The 19,862-nt window shown below is 68.4% G+C and carries 18 protein-coding genes; 12 read left to right on the plus strand and 6 right to left on the minus strand.

Annotation, left to right across the window (positions count from 1 at the left end; genetic code table 11):
• Positions 1–2: 2 nt before the first annotated feature.
• From WS66_RS05720 to WS66_RS05775, 12 genes are all read left to right on the plus strand, one after another.
• On the plus strand, positions 3–1,244 hold the full coding sequence (locus WS66_RS05720) for an acyl-CoA dehydrogenase family protein (protein WP_059600534.1): 1,242 nt from the start codon (positions 3–5) through the stop codon (positions 1,242–1,244).
• The gene (locus WS66_RS05725; protein ID WP_059600533.1) at positions 1,241–2,443 is read left to right on the plus strand and encodes an acyl-CoA dehydrogenase family protein; all 1,203 of its coding nucleotides are present in this window, start codon (positions 1,241–1,243) and stop codon (positions 2,441–2,443) included. Before WS66_RS05720 ends, WS66_RS05725 begins: the two co-directional genes overlap by 4 nt.
• Positions 2,440–3,240 carry an SDR family oxidoreductase gene (locus WS66_RS05730; protein WP_059600532.1) on the plus strand — a complete coding sequence of 267 codons (801 nt, stop codon included), beginning with the start codon at positions 2,440–2,442 and terminating at the stop codon, positions 3,238–3,240. The genes WS66_RS05725 and WS66_RS05730 overlap by 4 nt, the downstream gene beginning before the upstream one ends.
• On the plus strand, positions 3,240–3,725 hold the full coding sequence (locus WS66_RS05735; protein WP_059600531.1) for a MaoC family dehydratase: 486 nt from the start codon (positions 3,240–3,242) through the stop codon (positions 3,723–3,725). Before WS66_RS05730 ends, WS66_RS05735 begins: the two co-directional genes overlap by 1 nt.
• A 23-nt stretch (positions 3,726–3,748) precedes the next feature.
• The gene (locus tag WS66_RS05740; RefSeq protein ID WP_059600530.1) at positions 3,749–4,954 is read left to right on the plus strand and encodes an acetyl-CoA C-acyltransferase; all 1,206 of its coding nucleotides are present in this window, start codon (positions 3,749–3,751) and stop codon (positions 4,952–4,954) included.
• A 168-nt stretch (positions 4,955–5,122) separates the two neighbouring features.
• The gene (locus tag WS66_RS05745; protein ID WP_059600529.1) at positions 5,123–6,082 is read left to right on the plus strand and encodes a WD40/YVTN/BNR-like repeat-containing protein; all 960 of its coding nucleotides are present in this window, start codon (positions 5,123–5,125) and stop codon (positions 6,080–6,082) included.
• A gap of 99 nt (positions 6,083–6,181) precedes the next feature.
• Complete coding sequence (locus WS66_RS05750) at positions 6,182–8,653, plus strand: efflux RND transporter permease subunit (RefSeq protein WP_059600528.1); 2,472 nt, start codon at positions 6,182–6,184, stop codon at positions 8,651–8,653.
• A 68-nt stretch (positions 8,654–8,721) separates the two neighbouring features.
• On the plus strand, positions 8,722–9,801 hold the full coding sequence (locus WS66_RS05755; RefSeq protein ID WP_059600527.1) for a Rieske 2Fe-2S domain-containing protein: 1,080 nt from the start codon (positions 8,722–8,724) through the stop codon (positions 9,799–9,801).
• Between the two features lie 309 nt (positions 9,802–10,110).
• Positions 10,111–10,314: a cold-shock protein gene (locus WS66_RS05760; protein ID WP_006483056.1), complete on the plus strand. Its 204-nt coding sequence runs from the start codon at positions 10,111–10,113 to the stop codon at positions 10,312–10,314.
• A 462-nt stretch (positions 10,315–10,776) separates the two neighbouring features.
• Positions 10,777–11,040: a translation initiation factor IF-1 gene (infA, locus tag WS66_RS05765; RefSeq protein WP_059600526.1), complete on the plus strand. Its 264-nt coding sequence runs from the start codon at positions 10,777–10,779 to the stop codon at positions 11,038–11,040.
• A 413-nt stretch (positions 11,041–11,453) separates the two neighbouring features.
• Positions 11,454–12,719: an alkaline phosphatase family protein gene (locus tag WS66_RS05770; RefSeq protein ID WP_059600525.1), complete on the plus strand. Its 1,266-nt coding sequence runs from the start codon at positions 11,454–11,456 to the stop codon at positions 12,717–12,719.
• Entirely contained in the window at positions 12,716–12,964 is a 249-nt protein-coding gene (locus tag WS66_RS05775; RefSeq protein WP_059600524.1) for a hypothetical protein, read from the plus strand. Before WS66_RS05770 ends, WS66_RS05775 begins: the two co-directional genes overlap by 4 nt.
• 99 nt (positions 12,965–13,063) lie before the next feature.
• Here the strand turns inward: WS66_RS05775 and dmpG are convergent, their stop codons facing one another.
• The 6 genes from dmpG to WS66_RS05805 form a co-directional block, all read right to left on the minus strand.
• Positions 13,064–14,095, minus strand: coding sequence for a 4-hydroxy-2-oxovalerate aldolase (gene dmpG / locus WS66_RS05780; RefSeq protein WP_059600523.1), 1,032 nt, complete (start codon positions 14,093–14,095; stop codon positions 13,064–13,066).
• Between the two features lie 16 nt (positions 14,096–14,111).
• Complete coding sequence (locus WS66_RS05785) at positions 14,112–15,011, minus strand: acetaldehyde dehydrogenase (acetylating) (RefSeq protein WP_059600522.1); 900 nt, start codon at positions 15,009–15,011, stop codon at positions 14,112–14,114.
• A gap of 13 nt (positions 15,012–15,024) precedes the next feature.
• The gene (gene dmpE / locus WS66_RS05790) at positions 15,025–15,807 is read right to left on the minus strand and encodes a 2-oxopent-4-enoate hydratase (RefSeq protein WP_059600521.1); all 783 of its coding nucleotides are present in this window, start codon (positions 15,805–15,807) and stop codon (positions 15,025–15,027) included.
• Between the two features lie 110 nt (positions 15,808–15,917).
• Complete coding sequence (locus tag WS66_RS05795; protein WP_059600520.1) at positions 15,918–17,300, minus strand: DUF1329 domain-containing protein; 1,383 nt, start codon at positions 17,298–17,300, stop codon at positions 15,918–15,920.
• Between the two features lie 41 nt (positions 17,301–17,341).
• Complete coding sequence (locus tag WS66_RS05800) at positions 17,342–18,907, minus strand: DUF1302 domain-containing protein (protein ID WP_059600519.1); 1,566 nt, start codon at positions 18,905–18,907, stop codon at positions 17,342–17,344.
• A gap of 150 nt (positions 18,908–19,057) precedes the next feature.
• Complete coding sequence (locus tag WS66_RS05805) at positions 19,058–19,837, minus strand: SDR family oxidoreductase (RefSeq protein WP_059600518.1); 780 nt, start codon at positions 19,835–19,837, stop codon at positions 19,058–19,060.
• Positions 19,838–19,862 lie beyond the last annotated feature (25 nt).

Genomic DNA, 19,862 nt, shown 5'->3' on the forward strand with positions numbered 1-19,862 from the left:
GCATGGATCTGGCGCTCACCGACGAACAGGCGATGATCCGCGACGCGGCGGCCGACGTGCTCGCCGAACGCAGCGCGTCAGCCGACGTGCGCCGCGCGCTCGAGCAATCGGCCGGCCGCGACGACACGCTGTGGGCCGCGCTCGCAGGCGAGCTCGGCTGGAACGCGCTGTCGCTGCCGGAGGCGGCAGGCGGGATGGGGCTCGGCGCGGTCGAACAGACCCTGTTGATGGAACAGCTCGGCCGGCGCGTCGCGTGCGTGCCGTATTTTTCGACCGCGTGCCTGGCTGCGACCGCGCTGGCGAGCTGCCCCGACTCGCCGCACGCGACCGGCTGGCTCGCGAAGATCGCCGAAGGTGAATGCAGCGCGACGCTGGCATTGCCGTTCGAGCTTCCGGCCGGTGCCGGGCAGTTGCCGGTCGTCGCGGAAGAAGCAGCGGGCGGCTATGCGCTGTCCGGCACGATCGAACAGGTGATCGACGGCGCGCGCGCCGATCTGCTGCTGATTCCCGCGCGGATCGCGAACGAAGGGCAGTCGATCGGCCTGTTCGCGATCGACGTCGCGACGGCGCCCGGCCTGCGCATCACGCCGCTCGACACGCTCGACGCGACGCGGCCGATCGCGCGCATCGTCCTCGACGAAATCCGTGTGAACCGCGACGCGTTGTTCGCCGGCGGCGCCGTTGCCTCGCAGGTGCTCGAGCGCGCAGGTTGGTTCGCGGCGCTCGCGCTGGCCGCCGAGCAGCTCGGCGGCGCACAGCAATGCCTCGACCTGACGCTCGACTACACGGGCCAGCGCGTGCAGTTCGGCCGCGCGATCGCGTCGTTCCAGGCCGTCAAGCATCGCTGCGCGCAGATGATGGTGCTGATTGAATCCGCACGCTCGGCCGTGCTCGGCGCGGCGCACGCATGGGATGCGGAAGCGGGCGGGGCGGTGCCGGGCGCGACGTTGCGCGGCGACGTCGCGGCCGCGAAAGCCGCCGCGAACGACGCGTATGCGTTCTGCGCGCAGGAAGCGATCCAGTTGCACGGCGGTGTCGGCTTCACGTGGGAATACGACCCGCATCTCTACTTCAAGCGCGCGCAGGCGTCGCTCGCGCAGTTCGGCAGCACGCCGCAACTGCTCGAATGGCTCGCACGCCACGCGATCGACGGCGACACGTCGCGGCGCGAGGCGGCACCGACATCGGCACAGGCGTCGATGGTCACGCGTGCGTCCGCCGCGCGCACGGGAGCACTCCAATGAACAGCGAAACGCGCGAACAGCAATTGCGGCACGAAGTCGCCGACTGGGTGCAGTCGCACCTGACCGGCGAATTCGCGTGCCTGAAATTTCGCGGCGGCCCCGGCGACGAGGAAGCGTTTCCGGCGCTGCGCAAGGCGTGGGAACGGGAACTGGCGCACGGTGGCTGGACCGGCCTCGGCTGGCCGACCGATGCGGGCGGCCGTGGCTTCACGGTCGCCGAGCAGGTGATCTTCCACGAGGAATATGCGCGCGCCGGCGGCCCGGGCCGGATGGGCCATATCGGCGAAGGGCTGCTCGGGCCGACGCTCGTCGCGTGCGGCACCGACGACCAGCGCGCGCGCTTTCTGCCCGGCATTCTCGCCGGCACGCAGTTCTGGTGCCAAGGCTACTCGGAGCCGGGCGCGGGCTCCGATCTCGCGAATGTGCGCACGCGTGCCGAGCAGGACACCGACGGCACCTGGCGCGTGTACGGCCAGAAGGTGTGGACGTCGCTCGCGCACGATTCCGACTGGATCTTCGTGCTCGCGCGCACCGATCCGGCATCGAAGGGCAACAGGGGGCTGTCGTTCCTGCTGATGCCGCTCGACCAGCCGGGTATCGAGATCCGACCGATCAGGCAGCTCAACGGCGGCGCCGAATTCAACGAAGTGTTTTTCGACGGTGCGCGCGCGCAAGCACGCGACCTGGTCGGCGCGCCGGGCGACGGCTGGCGGATCGCCATGACGCTGCTCGGCTTCGAGCGCGGGATGTCGACGCTCGGCCAGCAGATGCAGTTCGTCCGCGAGCTCGCATGGGTGATCGACGCCGCGCGGGAATCGGGCGCCGATCGCGACCCGGTGCTGCGCCAGCGGATCGGCCGCGCGTGGGCCGGGCTGCGCGTGATGCGCTACAACGCGCTGCGGATGCTGTCCGGCGCGGACGACGCGAACGGCGGCGCCACCGCACCGCTGCGCCGCGAGGCGCTGATCTACAAGTACTTCTGGTCGAACTGGCACCGCGACCTCGGCCAGCTCGCGATGGACGCGCTCGGGCCGCGCGCGAACGTGATCGATCCGGCCGACGAGAAGCTCACCCATCTGCAGCGCGTGTTCCTGTTCTCCCGTGCGGACACGATCTACGCCGGCACCAACGAAATCCAGCTCAACATCATGGCCGAGCGCGGGCTCGGCATGCCCAGAGAACCACGAGGCACAGCATGACCGAACCCCAGATCCAGAAAGCGCCGGCCTACGTGCCGGGCCACCAGCTGCTCGCCGGCAAATCGGTGCTGATCACGGCCGCCGCCGGTGCCGGCATCGGCTTCGCGGCCGCGCGCCGCTGCGCGGAGGAAGGCTGCCGCGCGCTGTTCATCTCCGACATCCACGAGAAGCGCCTCGAACAGGCAGTGGAGACGCTGCGCGCCGAAACGGGGCTGCGGCAGGTCTACGGCCGTCTGTGCAACGTCGCGGTCGAGGACGACGTGCAGGCCCTCGTGGCGGATGCACAGGACAAGCTCGACGGCGTCGACGTACTGATCAACAACGCCGGGCTCGGCGGCGCCAAACGCATCGTCGAAATGGACGATGCCGAATGGTCGCGGGTGATCGACATTAGCCTTACCGGGACGTTCCGGATGACGCGCGCGATGCTGCCGCACATGCAGGCCCGCGGCCGCGGCGCGATCGTCAACAACGCATCGGTGCTCGGCTGGCGTGCGCAGGCGGAACAGGCGCACTACGCGGCGGCGAAGGCGGGCGTGATGGCGCTCACGCGCTGCGCGGCGCTCGAGGCGTCGCCTTACGGGGTGCGAATCAACGCGGTCGCGCCGAGCATCGCGATGCACGATTTTCTGAAGAAGTCGGCCCCGGCCGACTTGCTGAATCAACTGGCGTCGCGCGAAGCCTTCGGGCGCGCCGCCGAAGTCTGGGAGGTCGCGAACGTGATGGTATTCCTTGCAAGCGATTACGCGTCGTACATGACGGGCGAAGTGCTGTCGGTCAGCAGCCAGCACGCATGATGGAGACGACCCTCGATCCCGTGCGCGCGACGCCCCGCGTGTTCGCGCATCCCGATGAACTCGCGGCGGCCGTCGGCTGCACGCTCGGCGCGAGCGCGTGGCTCGCGATCGACCAGATCCGCATCGACGGCTTCGCCGACGCGACGGGCGACCACCAGTGGGTGCACGTCGACCCGGTGCGTGCGAAGGACGGCCCGTTCGGCGCGTGCATCGCGCACGGCTACCTGACGCTGTCGCTCGTCAACCATTTCCTGCCGCAGATCGTGCGCATCGACGGCGCGCGGCTCGGCGTCAACTACGGCTGCGACAGGATCCGTTTCCCGGCGCCGGTGAAGGTCGGCGCGCGCGTGCGGGGCGTCGGCGAGCTGCTGCGCGTCGAGCCGCTCGACGGCGGCGTGCAGGCGTGGATCCGCGTGACCGTCGAGATCGAAGGCGAAGGCAAGCCCGGCTGCGTTGCCGACACGATCAGCCGTTACACCTTCTAGTTCCAGATTCAGAGAGCCAGCTCATGGAAGACGCAGTCATCGTTTCCGTCGCACGCACGCCGATCGGCAAGGCGTTTCGCGGCATGTTCAACGACACCGAGGCGCCCGCGCTGGGCGGCCACGTCGTGCGCACCGCGCTCGAACGCGCGGGCGTCGCGCCGGCCGACGTCGACGACGTGCTGATCGGCTGCGCCGCGCAGCAGGGTACGCAGGGCTACAACATCGGCCGCCTGTCGGCCGCGGCGGCGGGGCTGCCGGCGTCGGTGCCCGGCATGGCGATCGACCGGATGTGTTCGTCGGGCCTGATGTCGATCGCGAGCGCCGCGCGCAGCATCGGCGCGGGCGACGCGCGGATCGTCGTCGCAGGCGGCGTCGAATCGATCTCGCTCACGCAGAACAAGCACAAGAACGGCTACCGCGCGCGTTCGCAGGCCGTGCTCGACCACCAGCCGGCCGCGTACATGGCGATGATGGAAACCGCCGAGATCGTGTCGCGCCGCTACGGGATCTCGCGTGCGGCGCAGGACGAATTCGCCCTGCAGAGCCATCAGCGCACCGCTGACGCGCAGGCGGCCGGCCGCTTCGACGCGGAAATCGCGCCGCTCGACGTGACGCGCGCGCAGTTCGACAAGGAAGGCAACCTGACCGGTCACGAGGCCGTGCGCGCGGCGCGCGACGAAGGCGTGCGCGCCGATACGACGGCCGAGCGGCTCGCGGGGCTCAAGCCGTCGTGGAGCGGCGGCAAGGTCGTCGAGCAGGGCGAGTTCGTGACGGCCGGCAACGCGTCGCAGCTGTCGGACGGCGCGGCGGCGGTGGTCGTGATGTCGCGCGCCGAAGCCGCGCGTCGCGGGCTCGCGCCGCTCGGCACCTTCCGCGGGCTGGCCGTGGCCGGCTGCGAGCCGGACGAGATGGGCATCGGCCCGGTGTTCGCGATCCCGAAGCTGCTGGCGCGCTTCGGGATGACCGTGCGCGACGTCGGGCTGTGGGAGCTGAACGAGGCGTTCGCGTGCCAGGCGCTGTATTGCCGCGACACGCTCGGCATTCCCGACGAGCGGCTGAACGTCGACGGCGGCGCGATCGCGCTCGGCCACCCGTTCGGGATGTCGGGCACGCGGATGACGATGCACGCGCTGCTCGAAGGCGCGCGCCGCGGCGTGCGGCATGCGGTCGTGACGATGTGCATCGGCGGCGGGATGGGTGCCGCCGCGCTGTTCGAGGTCGGCGCGTAACGGCATTCGACGCAGCCGCACCGGCTGCCGGACCGGCAACCCGGAACGGCTGCCATCCATTCGGAACCATGCGAGGCCGCGGCAACGACCGACGGCCCGGAGACTTGCAGCGGCAGGCCGAGCGCGTCGGCGCGGGCCCGGGCCGCTTGCCAGGACAGGAGACAACCGATGAAACGTACCTTGCCAGGACTCACGATGTCGGCGCTCGTGCTCGGCGCCGCGCTGTTCGCGTTCTCGCCGCGACCGCTGCCGGCGTTCCCGGTCACCGCGATCCATGCGGACCGCCTGCAGATCAACGGGCTCGCCCGCGCCGGCACACGCATCGTCGCGGTCGGCGAGCGCGGCGTGATTCTGCTGAGCGACGATGCGGGCCGTCGCTGGCGGCCGGCCTCGGTCACGCCCGATCAGGGCTCGACGCTCACGCAGGTGAGCTTCATTACGCCGACGCTCGGCATCGCGGTCGGCCACGACGGCCGGATCGTGCGCAGCGACGACGCGGGCGTGCACTGGCGCGAGGTCCACAGCGATCACGCGCGTTCCGATCCGCTGTTGTCCGTCTGGGGTAGCGCGAACGGCCCGCTGTTCGCGGCCGGCAGTTTCGGCCAGCTGCTGCGCTCGGACGATGCCGGACTCACGTGGCAGCCGCTGAAGACGCCGGCGGGCGACCGCCACCTGAACGCGATCGTCGGCGACAGCCACGGCAACCTGCTGATCGCGGGCGAGAGCGGCACGCTGCTGCGCTCGACCGACAACGGCGCAACCTGGGACACACTCCCGTCGCCGTACGCAGGCTCGCTGTTCGGCGCGCTGATGCTCGCGAACGGCGACTGGGTCGCGTACGGCATGCGCGGCAACGTGCTGCGCAGCACCGATCGCGGCGCGACCTGGACGCACGTCGACAGCCGCGTGCCGGTGTCGTACTTCGGCGCGACCCAGCTTGCCGACGGCGAACTCGTGCTGGTCGGCCAGGGCGGCGCGATCGTCGCGTCGCGCGACGGCGGCCTGACCTTCGACGTGCGCAAGCTCGGCGGCGTGCAGAGCCTCGCGGCCGTGCTCGACATGGGCTCCGGCGCGCTGCTGCTCGGCGGCGAGGCCGGCGTCGCGCCGCTCGCCGCGTCGCCGTCCTGATGCGCGGCGGCGCTTGCCGTCGCCCGCATCCGTTCGCCTCGCCGAGCCGACCCGTTTCGCCCGCATCGTCCGTCCCGTCCGTTCCGACCCGAGAAATCCATGAACGACCTGTCACGCCCCACCGAAGCCGTTCCCGCATCGCGCCTCGCCGCGTTCGTCGAGCGCTGCGCCGACACGATCATCCGGCAGCGCCGGTTGCTGATGCTGCTGTGCGTCGCGGTGACGCTCGCGCTCGGCTTGTCCGCGACGCGCCTGAAGCTCGATCCGGGCTTCAACAAGATGATCCCGATGCAGCACCCGTACATGCAGGTGTTCGAGCGCTACGCGGGCGCGTTCCCCGGCGCGAACACGATCCTCGTCAGCCTGCGCTGGAAGGGCGACGGCGACATCTACAACCAGACGTTCATGGACGCGCTGCGCCACGCGACCGACGACGTGTTCTTCATCCCCGGCGTGAACCGCTCGCGCGTGTTCTCGCTGTTCACGCCGAACGTCCACTACACGGAAGTGACCGAAGCCGGCTTTCGCGGCGACGTGGTCGTGCCCGGCCAGTTCTCGAGTGCGAACCCGGACGATCTCGCGAAGGTGCGCCGCAACGTCGCGCGCTCCGGGCAGATCGGCCGGCTGGTCGGCAACGACCTGAAGTCGGCGCTGATCCGCGCGGAGCTGCGCGAGACCGATCCGGCCACCGGCAAGCGGCTCGACTACAGCGCGGTCGCGCGCCAGCTCGAGGAAATCCGTGCGCGCTACGCGAAGCAGGGCATCGACGTCAACATCATCGGCTTCGCGAAGCTGGTGGGCGACGTCGAGGCCGGGATCGCCGGCGTGATGGCGTTCTTCGCGCTGGCGTTCCTCGTGACGGCCGCGCTGCTGTTCGCCTATACGCGCTCGCTGAAGACCACCGTGCTCGCGCTCGTCGTCGCGCTGCTGCCGGTCGTCTGGCTGCTCGGCGCGCTGCCGCTGCTCGGCCTCGGCATCGATCCGATGTCGATCCTCGTGCCGTTCCTGATCTTCTCGATCGGCGTGTCGCACGCGGTGCAGATGACCAACGCGTGGAAGCAGGCGCTGGTGCGCGGCGCGTCGTCGGTCGAAGCCGCGCGCGACGCGTTCCGCAAGCTGTTCGTGCCGGGCACGGTCGCGCTGCTGACCAACGCGCTCGGCTTCATGGTGATCATGCGGATCCGGATCGACATCGTGCGCGAGCTCGGCATCACCGCGTGCCTCGGCGTGCTGCTCATGATCGTCACCAACAAGGTGTTCCTGCCGATCCTGCTGTCGTACACGCGCCTCGAGCGCGGCACGCTCGCGCGCGCCCAGCGCACGGCCGCCGCGGGCGGCAGCGGGAAGTGGTCGCGCTTCGCGGTGTTCGCGCGGCCGGCGCCGGCGCTCGGCGTGTTCGCCGTGGCGCTCGCGCTGCTCGCATACGGCACGCTCGAGTCGCGCAAGCTGGAGATCGGCGACATCGGCACCGGTGCGCCGGAGCTGCGCGCGAACTCGCGCTACAACATCGACAACGCCGCCATCACGCACCAGTACAACATCGGTGTCGACGTGCTGTCGGTGATCGTCGAGACGACCGGTTTCGACGACGCGTGCCTGCACTACCCGGTGATGAGCGCGATCGAGAAGTTCGAGATGAACATGCGCGGTGTGGCCGGCGTGCAGTCGGTCACGAGCGTGTCGTCGCAGGGCAAGGTGTTCATCGCCGCGTTCAACGAAGGCAACCCGCGCTGGGCCGCGCTGCCGCGCTCCAGCGACGGGCTCACGCAGGGCGCCAATGCGTTCGATCCCGACAACGGGATGAACACCGCGAACTGCAAGGCGATCCAGGTGCTGATCTACACGCAGAACCACGAAGGCACGACCATCGCGCACATCGTCGACGAGATCAAGCGCTTCGCGGCCGAGAACCCCACGCCGAACGTCGCGTTCCGGCTCGCGGGCGGCAACGTCGGCGTGATGGCGGCGACCAACGAGGCGGTCGGCGACGCGGAGATCGCGATGCTGCTGTCGATCTTCGGCGCGATCGCGCTGCTGTGCGCCGTCACGTTCCGCTCGTGGCGCGCGGTGCTGTGCATCATCGTGCCGCTCACGCTGGTGTCGATCCTGTGCAACGCGGTGATGGCGCGGCTCGGCATCGGGCTGAAGGTCGCGACGCTGCCGGTGATCACGCTCGGCGTCGGGGTCGGCGTCGACTACGGGATCTACCTGTACGAACGCCTGCAGCACGACCTCCGCCACGGCGCGACGCTGCCGGACGCATTCGCCGACGCGATGCGCCAGCGCGGCACCGCGGCGCTGTTCACGGCCGTCACGATGTTCATCGGCGTCGGCACCTGGGCATTCTCCGCGCTGAAATTCCAGGTCGACATGGGCGTGCTGCTCGCGTTCATGTTCCTCGTGAACCTGTTCGGCGCGGTGTTCCTGCTGCCCGCGCTGGCCGCATGGCTCGGCGTCGAGCGCGCCGAGCGCCGCGTGTCGCACGAGCCGCAGCCGGCATCGCCGCAGGCCGCGCCGACACCCGCGCTCAAGCCGACACGCACGCTCGAACCCGGCAATCCGGTGCGCTGAGCGACGCACCCCCCGTTACCCGGTGCGCGGCGGGCCGCCGCGCGTCCCACCAAGAGGAGTCAACCCACATGTCCGCACGCCCTTACAAGATCGAAGCCCAGCCGCTCGCGCAGCGCTATGCGCGCGGCTGGCACTGCCTCGGGCTCGCCCGCGACTACAAGGACGGCAAGCCGCACACGCTGAACGTCTTCGGCCGCAAGCTCGCCGCGTTCGCCGATTCGACCGGCAAGATCAACGTCGTCGACGCGTATTGCCCGCACATGGGCGCCGACCTGAGCCTCGGCAAGGTCGAAGGCGACAACCTCGTGTGCCCGTTCCACGGCTGGGCCTGGAACGGCGAAGGGCAGTGCGCGTCGATCCCGTACTGCAAGCGGATTCCGCCGAAGGCGCGCATCGGCGCGTGGCCGACCTGCGAGGAAAACAACCTGCTGTTCGTGTGGAACGACCCGGAAGGCAACGCGCCGCCGCCGGAAGTCGCGATTCCGCGCCTCGACGTGTGCTTCTCCGACGAATGGTCGGACTGGGTCGTCGACAAGATGGTGATCCAGGCGAATTGCCGCGAACTGGTCGACAACATCTCGGACGTCGCGCACTTCGCGACCGTGCACCGCGCACCGATCGACTATTTCGCGAACCTGTTCGAGGATCACAAGGCGACGCAGCTGATGGTCGGCCGCAGCGAGAAGCTCGGCGGCGACAGCCTGACGGCGTTGTCGACGTATTTCGGGCCGGCCGTGCACATCACGCAGATGACGGGGCAAAGCGCCGGGCAGCCGATCCATTCGGTGCTGCTGAACTGCCACGTGCCGATCGACATGAACAGCTTCGAGCTGCGCTACGGCGTGATCGTGAAGAAGGTGGCCGGCCTGAGCGACGCGCAGAACATGGAGATCGCGAACGCATACGTGAAGGAAGCGCAGCGCGCGTTCTACGAGGACGTCGACATCTGGCACAGCAAGACGCGCATCGACAACCCGCTGCTGTGCGAAGGCGACGGGCCGCTGTACCAGATGCGCGACTGGTATTCGCAGTTCTACCTGGACGCGGCCGACGTGCGGCCGTCGAGCGTCGCGCGCAAGACGTTCGAGATGAACATCCGCGACGGTGCGACGCCGCCGGCGCTGCATCACGTGTTCGAACCGCGGTGACGGGCAGTAACGGGGTGAACGGGGGGCGAACGCGGCGAAAATAGGGGTTGCATCGCTTCGCCTCCAGATCGCCGCGCACCCCCGCCAGGCAAGGCGCGCGCGCTGCCGCGCGCCTGCATCGTATCGAAAGAGCTTGACGGATCGGTCCGCACCGCGTAGTGTCCGAGACCGAAGTCTTCAAGAAGTTCGATTGCTCATCATTGGCCGCACGCGGTGCGGCAGTCGTTGGTCTCTCCCTCTTTTGATTCTTTCTGTGCCTGTCACGGGCGCATGTTCATCGTTCGTATCAATCGTATTAAGGAAGTATTTGTGGATACCGGTACCGTCAAGTGGTTCAACGAAACCAAGGGCTTTGGTTTCATCTCCCCGGACAACGGCGGCGACGATCTGTTCGCCCATTTCTCGGAAATTCGCGGCACGGGCTTCAAGACCCTGGCCGAAGGCCAGAAGGTCAGCTTCGAAGTGAAGCGTGGCCCGAAGGGTCTGCAAGCGTCGAACATCACGCCGCAGTAAGCCGCGTCGGCACCGGCCGTCGAATGGCGGCCGCTGCCGGACGAATTTCGCGCGGATGCCGGCCCGAGCCGGCGTCCTGCGCGTTTCGACGCACACGACCGATGCATCGCGGAATTCACGATGCATCGGTCGTGTGCTTCTCTCATCCATCGCAGGTCCGTACGACGTGCGATCCAACGCCCTCGCGAAGCGCTCGCCGCGTCGCCAGCGGCCCATGCTGCAACCCGAGTAGACCGTCGCCATGCCGCACACGGCGCGGTCCCGACTTTGCGCGGTGCCGATTGCACCGCCGCCACCGACCGCCCGACCGCCGCATTGCGCCGGGCTCCGATTGCAAGACGGGCGCGTCGTCCGTCTGAACGAATTGATCCCCGGCATCCCGCCGGCCGCCGTCCCGTTGCGGGGCACGGCGCCGGTGAGCTCGCCGCGGCCGCGGTCATCACCTTGTCTGGAGGAATTGGTTTGGCAAAAGAAGAACTGCTGGAACTGGACGGAATCGTCGACGAAGTGCTGCCGGACAGCAAATACCGTGTCACGCTGGAAAACGGCGTCGTGGTCGGCGCGTATGCGTCGGGCCGCATGCGCAAGAACCACATTCGCATTCTCGCGGGCGATCGCGTGACGCTGGAACTGTCGATGTACGACCTGACCAAGGGCCGCATCAACTTCCGCCACAAGGACGCGAATTCGACTCGTCCGCAGCGCCCCGGGCAACCGCGTCGCTAAAGCAGTAGCGATCGGCCAGCGCAACGCCGCACCGATCGAAACCCGTCCGGCCCGTTCATGTGGCCGGGCACACCGGATGGACGGCGCGGTTCGCGCCGTTCGGCGGTCCCCGCCGGCGGGGCAGTACCGCGGCGCCCGAGGCCGCATTCTCTCCGGTCGAATCGCCCGATTCGGCTCGTTTTCCCCGCACGCGTCGATTCGCCGTGCATCGCTTTCCCCACCCACGCCGGTCGTCGGCTGAATGCCCGTGTCTTGCCGCGCGCCGTGCCCGGCTTTACGCGCAGGCCGGCGTAGCCGTACACTCGTCGGCAATTCGCGGCCCGCGCACGCTGCAGCGCCTTTCCTTTCAGTTGCTTTCAGTGCCGCCGCGATCGTGCCAGCAGGACTTTCGTCGCGCGACGCCAGGAGGCGCCATGAGTGCAGACGCAGCCCCCGCAGCTCCTTCAGGTCCCGCAGTTCCGTCGGTTCAGGACCGCATCCGGCACGTGTTCGTGCTGATGCTCGAGAACCGCTCGTTCGACCATCTGTTCGCGCTGTCGGGCTATCCCGACATCGTTGCCGCGTCACCGGGTAACAGCAACGCGTATGGCGATGCGGTCTACCCGTTCGGCGGCGGCGCACCCGACCGGATGCCGACCGATCCGTGCCACGAATTCACCGACGTGCTCGAACAGTTGTGCGGCGCGGGCGTGCCGTTCGTCAAAGGGCGACCTTATCCGAGCATCAACAATTCGGGATTCGTGTCGAACTACGCGACGTCGCATTCCGAAGGCACGCCGCCGCAGCCAGCCAATGCGGGCAAGATCATGCAGGGCGTCAATATCGCGACGCAGGCGCCGTCGCTTTACGCGCTGGCGAACGCATTCGTGCTGTGCGACGCGTGGCACGCGTCGATGCCGGGGCCGACCTGGCCGAACCGCTTCTTCCTGCACGGCGCGTCGTCGGCCGGCCTCGACCATTCGCCGACCAGGGAGGAAATGGCCGGATGGGACGCGTTCGACGGCTTCCCCTATCCGAAAGGTTCGATCTTCGCCGCGCTCGGCGACGACAACTGGCGCATCTACCAGGACCAGTCGGGCGACCCGCTCGGCCACGTGCCGCAGGTGGCATCGCTGAAGGGCGTGAGCTTCTTCGACATCGACGACCTCGCGCATTTCGAAGCCGATCTCGCGGCCGGCTATACGGCGCGCTATACGTTCATCGAGCCCGGCTACGGCGACATCGTGCACGGCACCTACCGGAACGGCAGTTCGCAGCACCCGATGGATGGCCTGGCCGGTGGCGACCAGCTCGCCGCGCGCGTGTACGACGCGATCCGCAATTCGCCGGTGTGGGAGAGCAGCCTGCTCGTGATCTGCTACGACGAGCATGGCGGCTTCTACGATTCGGTCAGGCCGGGCGCCGCGCCGCCGCCGAACGATGGCGCGGCGGCGACGTTGAACGCGAGCGGCTTCGGGTTCGACGTGTACGGCGTGCGGGTGCCGGCGATCGTGATTTCGCCGTGGGTCGCGGCCGGGCAGGTCGACCATACGCCGTACGACCATGCGTCGGTCGCCGCGACGCTCGAGCGGCTGTTCGGCCTCGCGCCGCTGACGGACCGCGACCGTCTCGCGAACGACCTGCTGGCGCTCGTCACCACGACCTGCCGCACCGACTGCCCGCAAAGGATCGGATCATGAGTACGACACCGGCCCCCGACCCGCGCGATGCGCTGCCCGTGCGCGACGGCACGAGCCTGGTCGCGTATCTGCACATCCTGAAGAAAGCGCATGCGGCGCTGGTCGGCCATGACAAGGCCCATCGGCGCTTCAGCGAGATCGTCACGCGCGGGCAGGCGCGGCAGTACATCGAGGAGCTGATGCCGACGCTGCTGCAGGCGCGCGCGGCGCATCGGCGCAAGCGGCACGGCGGGAAGCATCGTTGACGATGCGTGGCCGGGGCGGATCGATCCCGACACCCGAAATGAAAACGGGGCTTGCGCCCCGTTTCCCGTTGCTTCCGGACGAATAGCTACAACGTTCGCTCAGGCCGCGACTTCCCGCGCCCGCACCATCGTCAGCGCCGCATCCTCGATCATGTCCTCCTGCCCGCCGACGAGCCGCTGGCGGCCCAGTTCGACGAGAATGTCGCGCGCCGGAATCCCGTATTTCGCTTCCGCACGCTTCGCGAACAGCAGGAACGACGAGTAGACGCCCGCATAGCCGAGCGTCAGCGCATCGCGGTCGAGGCGGATCGGTGCGTCCATGATCGGCACGACGAGATCCTCGGCCACGTCGGAAATCGCGAACACGTCGACACCCGTCTCGATCCCCATCCGGTCGCACACCGCGACGAACACTTCCATCGGCGTGTTGCCCGCGCCGGCGCCGAGGCCAGCTGCGGCCGCATCGATCCGGTTTGCGCCCGCGGCAACGGCCGCGACCGAGTTCGCGACGCCCATCGCGAGGTTGTGATGGCCGTGGAAGCCGAGTTCCGTGTCCGGCTTCAGCGCATCGCGCACCTGGCCGATCCGCGCGGTCACGTCGTCGGGCAGCATGTGGCCGGCCGAATCGGTGATGTAGATGCAGTTCGCGCCATACGACTCCATCAGCTTCGCCTGCACGACGAGCTGCTCCGGCGACGACATGTGCGCCATCATCAGAAAGCCGACCGTATCGAGCCCGAGTGTGCGCGCGAGGCCGATGTGCTGCTCCGACACGTCCGCCTCGGTGCAGTGCGTCGCGACGCGGATCGTGCCGACGCCGAGTTCGTGCGCCATGCGCAGATGCTCGACGGTGCCGATGCCGGGCAGCAGCAACGCCGATACCTTCGCCTGTTTCAACTCCGGAATGACGGCGCTCAGGTATGCCTCGTCGGTATGCGCGGGGAAACCGTAATTGACCGACGCGCCGCCGAGCCCGTCGCCGTGCGTGACCTCGATCAGCGGCACGCCGGCCGCATCGAGCCCGCGCGCGATGTTGCGCATCTGGTCGAGCGTGATCTGGTGGCGCTTCGGGTGCATCCCGTCGCGCAGCGACATGTCGTGGACGGTGATCTTCTTTCCTGCAAGTGACATCGTGTGACTCCTCGACTCAAGCGGTGGCGGCCGCAGCGGCCAGCATCTGTTCGGCGAAACGCTCGGCCGTGGCGACCGCGGCGGCGGTCATGATGTCGAGGTTGCCCGCGTATTTCGGCAGGTAGTCGCCGAGCCCCTCGACTTCCATGAAGACCGACACGCGATTGCCGTCGAACACCGGGCCGTTCTTCAGCGTGTAGCCGGGCACGTAGCGCTGCACTTCCTTGACCATCGCATGCACGGAGGCTGTGATCGCGTCGACGTCGGGCGGCCCGTCGGTCAGGCAGTGGATCGTGTCGCGCATGATCAGCGGCGGCTCGGCCGGGTTGATCACGATGATCGCCTTGCCCTTGCGCGCGCCGCCGACCTGTTCGATCGCACCGGACGTCGTGCGCGTGAATTCGTCGATGTTCTTGCGCGTGCCGGGGCCGACCGAGCGCGACGATACCGTGGCGACGATCTCGCCGTACGCGACCGGCTGCACGCGCGACACCGCGTACACCATCGGGATCGTCGCCTGGCCGCCGCAGGTCACCATGTTCACGTTCATCTGCGCGCTGTCGAGGTGCGCGTCGAGGTTCACCGGCGGCACGCAATACGGCCCGATCGCGGCGGGCGTCAGGTCGATCATCTTCACGCCGAGTGCGGTGAGCTTGTCGGAGTTGTCGCGGTGCACGTAGGCGGAGGTCGCGTCGAACGCGATGCGGATGTCGTCGGCGGCGACGTGCGGCAGCAGCCCGTCGACGCCCTGGTCGGTGGTCTTCAGGCCGAATTCGCGGGCGCGCGCGAGGCCGTCGGATGCCGGGTCGACGCCGACCATCCACACGGGTTCGAGCACGGTCGAGCGGCGCAGCTTGTACAGCAGGTCGGTGCCGATGTTGCCGGGCCCGATCAGTGCGCATTTGATTTTCTTCATCAGGTTCGTTCCTTTAGATAAAGCGGACGTCGCAGCTGCCGATGCCGGAAATGTGCATCGACAGCGCGTCGCCGGCTGTGACCGGAATCAGTTTCGCGAGCGAGCCGGACAGCACGATCTCGCCGGCAAGCAGCGGCACGTCGTATTCGGCGAGGGTGTTCGCGAGCCACGCGACGGCGTCGGCGGGATGGCCGAGCGCCGCGTCGCCGCGGCCTTGCGCGACGCGCTCGCCGTTCTTCTCGATCGTCATGTCGCACGCGGCGAGGTCGAGCGTGCGTGGGTCGACGCGTGCTTCGCCGAGCACGTACACGCCGCACGACGCGTTGTCGGCGACGGTGTCCTCGATGCGGATTGCCCAGTCGCGGATGCGCGAATCGACGATCTCGAAGCACGGCGCGACGGCGGCGGTCGCGGCGATCACGTCGGTGCGGTCGATGCCGGGGCCGCGCAGGTCACGCGCGAGGATGAACGCGATCTCGCCTTCGGCGCGCGGCGCGATCAGCGATTCGGTGGCAATCGCCTCGCCGGCCGCGTAGTGCATGCCGGACAGCAGGATGCCGAAATCGGGCTGGCGCACGTTCAGCATGTCCTGCACGGCCTGGCTCGTCACGCCGATCTTCTTGCCGACCACCGCTTCGCCGCGCTCGACGCGGCGTTCGATGAAGCGCTGCTGGATGCGGTAGGCGTCGTCGAGCGACAGCCGGCGCGGGCGGCTCGACAGCGGCGCGACCGGTGCGCGTGCGTGCCACGCGGCGTACAGCTCGTCGCCGAGCGTCGTATGCAGGCGGGAAGACATGAAAGGGCCCTCGAATCTCGAATGGAAAAAGGCCGCCGTCGCGGGCGGCGTCGGGCGCCGGAGCGGGGCTCCGGCGCGTGGGTCGCGGGCGTGCCGCGTCAGCAGGTTGCTTAGTTACCCGAACTGCGGATCGCGTCCGGCGAGAAATACGCCTCGTTGAACTGCGGGCTGTTGTCGAGCTTCGGCATCGGGCCTTCGTTCGTCAGGCGGTCGGCCATGTACGCGCCGGAGATCAGGTCGTGGTAGAACACGACGCCCGGGTAGAACACCTTCGCGTCATACGCATACAGCGTCGTCGCGACGTTGGTGCGCCACAGCTGGCCGCGCGCGTCGTAGTTGTCGGCGAGCAGCGTCATCCACGAGTCCTCGTCGATGTACAGCACGCGCTTCGCATACTGGTGACGGTAGTTGCTCTTCAGCGTCGCCTGCAGCACCCACACGCGATGCAGCTCGTAGCGGATGTAGGCCGGATTCTCGTGGCCCTTGGTCAGCAGGTCTGCATACTTCACCGAGCTGTCCATCGCCTTGTAGTTGTCGTACGGCACGTAGATCTCGCGCTTGCCGACGATCTTCCAGTCGTAGCGGTCGCCGGGGCCGTTGTACAGGCGGTCGTCGTCGACGGTGCGGAAGCCGCCCGGGCCCTGCGGCTGGTCATAGCCGTATTCGGGCGCCTGGCGCACGCGGCGCGTGCCGGGGTTGTACATCCACGTGCGCGACGAGTTGTCGGCGCCGGCCTTGTCCCAGTTCGTGAAGCCGACGATCAGCGAGCCGCGGTCGGACAACGGCAGCTCCGTCGCATTGCGGTAGTACGTGCGGTTGTTCAGGTCGCTCTTCACGTCGAACTTGCCGGAGTTGCGCGGCGAGTAGATGTCGTAGCGCACCTTGCCCCACGCGATGTTGCCGTCCGAGTACACGACCGCCTGGTCGTAGGTCGCTTGCTCGGCGCCGATCGCCGACGAGAAGCGCTGGTTCCACAGCAGCTCGGCGGCCGTCTTCGGGATCGGGTAGGGCACCGTCGGCGGCGCGTTCGTGAGGCCGTTTGCGTCGGATGTCATCGTCGAATCCGGCGCGTACGTGCGGATGTCCTTGTAGACGGAATCCGCGTAGCGGAAGTCGCGATGGCTCGGGTACACGTTGATCTTGAACGTGGCCGGGTAGCGCTTGAACATCGCCTTCTGGCCGTCGGTCAGGTGCTCCGCGTACTGCGCCATGTTCTCCGCGGTGATCGTCGCGACCGGCTTCTCGCTCGCGAACGGATCGGGGTAGCGGCTGCCGCGCTTGTACTGCACGTCGGGCGGCGTGCCGAGCCACTTGCCCGACCACTCCGGCACGCTGCTGTCCTTGCTCGCGGCGCGCACCGCGCCCATCGGCGTGAGTGGGCCGTCGAGCGCCTTCAGGTCGTCCGGCGTGACCTTCGGGAACGACGCCGTCGCGACGAACGCGCACGCGGCCATCACCGACGCGCGCAGGAGGGGGAGACGAGTTCGTTTCATGACAAATCCTCTTCTTGCTGAGTGACGAGCGGCCGGGCCGCTCAGAAGTGGTAGGTCGCCGTGGCCAGCACGTAGTCCCGATCGGCAAGCGGACGCGTGACGGGGTTCGGCGAACCGAGGAACTTCGCGTAGACGAGCGCAAGCGACAGGTTGCTCAGGCGCGTGAACGTGACGCCGGCGGTCACGCGGTGGTCGCCCTGGCCCGTCAGCGAGCCGAGCGCGCCGGCCAGCGGCGAGGTACCCGCCAGGTCATGCGTGTACGTGAGCGGCACGTCGAGATCCCAGCCGTTGAACACGTTCTTGTAGCTGAGCGTCCAGGCCAGCTCGAGGGCGAGCGCGTTGCGCGAGTTCGCGAGGGTCGTCGAGCCGTCGACGGCCGAGATGCCGCCGGCGTGCACGTATGTGATTTCACCGACCAGCGACTGCGAATTCGCGAGGAAGCTCGGCCCGATCGAGTAGATGCCGGACAGGTTGAGCTGCGTGACGTTCGCGCGCGTCGCCTGCGCGCCGGTCGGCGTGTTGACGAGCACGGCCGCGCCCTGGCGGTATGACGCTTCGCCCGCGACGTTGACCGGACCGACCTGCGTCGAGAAGCTCGCGCCGGTCAGCTTGATGTTGTTGAAATAGGTCTGCCGGTACTGAAGCACGGGGTAGAACGACGTGACGACGCTCGGGTTCATGTCGTTGTAATGCAGGTGATACACGCCGAGCTCGGTATCGCCGAACACGCGCAAGCGTGCGCCGATACCCCACTGGTTGCGGGCGCTCGGTTTTTCGTCGGCCCCGCGCGGAATGATCATCCCGCCCGGGCCGATGATGAACTGCGCGCCCGGGCCGACCACGTCGGAATAGCTCCAGTAGGTGCCGGGCGCGGTCAGGCGGTTCTGCTGGAACGAGAACTGGTAGTAGCCGAGCAGGCTGAAGTTCGGCGTGATCTGCCACTGCGTCGAGATCTGCGGCACGGGCAGCAGGATGTCCTTCACCTGAGCGCCGGCGACATAGGACCTGGTGGCGTCGGCCGGGCCTTGCGCGCCTGCGATGTTCGGGAAGAACAGGCTTTCGCCCCAGGCGACCACCTGGTCGCCGACCTTGACGTTCAGGCTCGTCGTGCCGATCTTGAAGGTGTTGTACGCGTAGGCGGCGAGCAGTGTCGTGTGGCCGCCCGACCAGTAGCGGGCATCGCTCGTGAAGTTGTTGTACTGGCCCGACTGGTTCACGGTACCCGGAGCGTCGTTGTAGTTCGGGCGGTGATAGGCCTGATCGTAGAACGTACTCGCGCGGACGAACACACCCCAGTCGTCGTGCTTCAGGTTCACTTCGCCGAGCAGGCTGACCTGATTCTCGATCAGCTTGTTCTTCGCGAAGTTGCGATCGCCGTCGTCGCCATTGATGTTCGCGGGCGTCAGCAGATTGCCGCTCGGCGCACGCGTGCGCATGCCGAGGCCGTAACTCAGCGTGAACGTGTAGTCCAGCGTCGTGTCGGCGCCAAGGTCGATCGTGCTGCCTGCGTGCGCGTTGGGAACGGCGCACGTGAGCAGCGCGGCGGCCAGCGTCGACAGCGTGGCGGTGGCCCGCTTGTCGGTACGGCGCGAAATCCGTTGATGCATGGTGTCTCCTCTGGGGTATCGACGACGGTCGACTGTGGTTGTCGTGAGAGGCAGAGTAGGGAGATCGCGGTAGCAGGGAATCGTCGAAATGAACTAGATGACTTCCCTAGGACTGGAAACGATCGGGGCGCGCCGGTCGCGTCGCGCGTGTCAGCGTGGTTCCGTTTGTGCCGCCGCCAGGAACGCGGGCCGTTCGCCGCCGCCGTCGAGCCGCAGGTTCGTGCCGGACGTGTACGACGCATCGGGCGACGCGAGGAACAGGCACGCCGACGCGACGTCGTCGGGCGTCGCGAGCCGTCCGGCGGGAATCGTCGCGCGGATCGCGTCGAGCGCGGAATCGTCGCCGTAATGGCCTTCGGTCGCGGATTCCGTCTGCACGAGGCTCGGGCTGATCGCGCACACGCGCACGCGCGGCGCCCATTCGACCGCGAGCGACGTGACCGCGTTGACGAGGCCCGCCTTCGCGGCACCGTAGGCGGCGGTGCCGGGCGAGGGCCGCGATGCGCTGACGCTCGCGATGAACAGCATCACGCCGCCGTGCGGCTGCGGCTGCATGATTGCGTTCACGCGTTGCGCGAGCTGCAGCGGCGCGATCAGGTTCAGCCGCACGATCGATTCGGTGAAGCGCGGCGATGCATCGGCCGCGAGCACGAACGGCGAGCCGCCCGCGTTGTTGACCAGCACGTCGAGGCAGCCGGTGGCGTCGCGGATCGTCGCGAGCAGCGCGTCGACCTGCTCGAGGTCGCGCAGGTCCGCCGCGACGAACGTGGCCGTGCGGCCGCCGGACGAAGGCGGCGTGTCGGGTGCGCTGCGCCCGCATACGAACACGCGCGCGTCCGCCGCGAGAAACCGCTCGGCGATGCGCCGCCCGATGCCTTTGGTGCCGCCCGTCACGAGCACCGTCTTGCCGCTGTAGTCGAATCCGTTCATCGTCTGCCTCCGTTTCGGTGGCCCG

It is taken from the genome of Burkholderia sp. LA-2-3-30-S1-D2 (assembly GCF_001523915.2).
Taxonomy (GTDB): domain Bacteria; phylum Pseudomonadota; class Gammaproteobacteria; order Burkholderiales; family Burkholderiaceae; genus Burkholderia; species Burkholderia diffusa.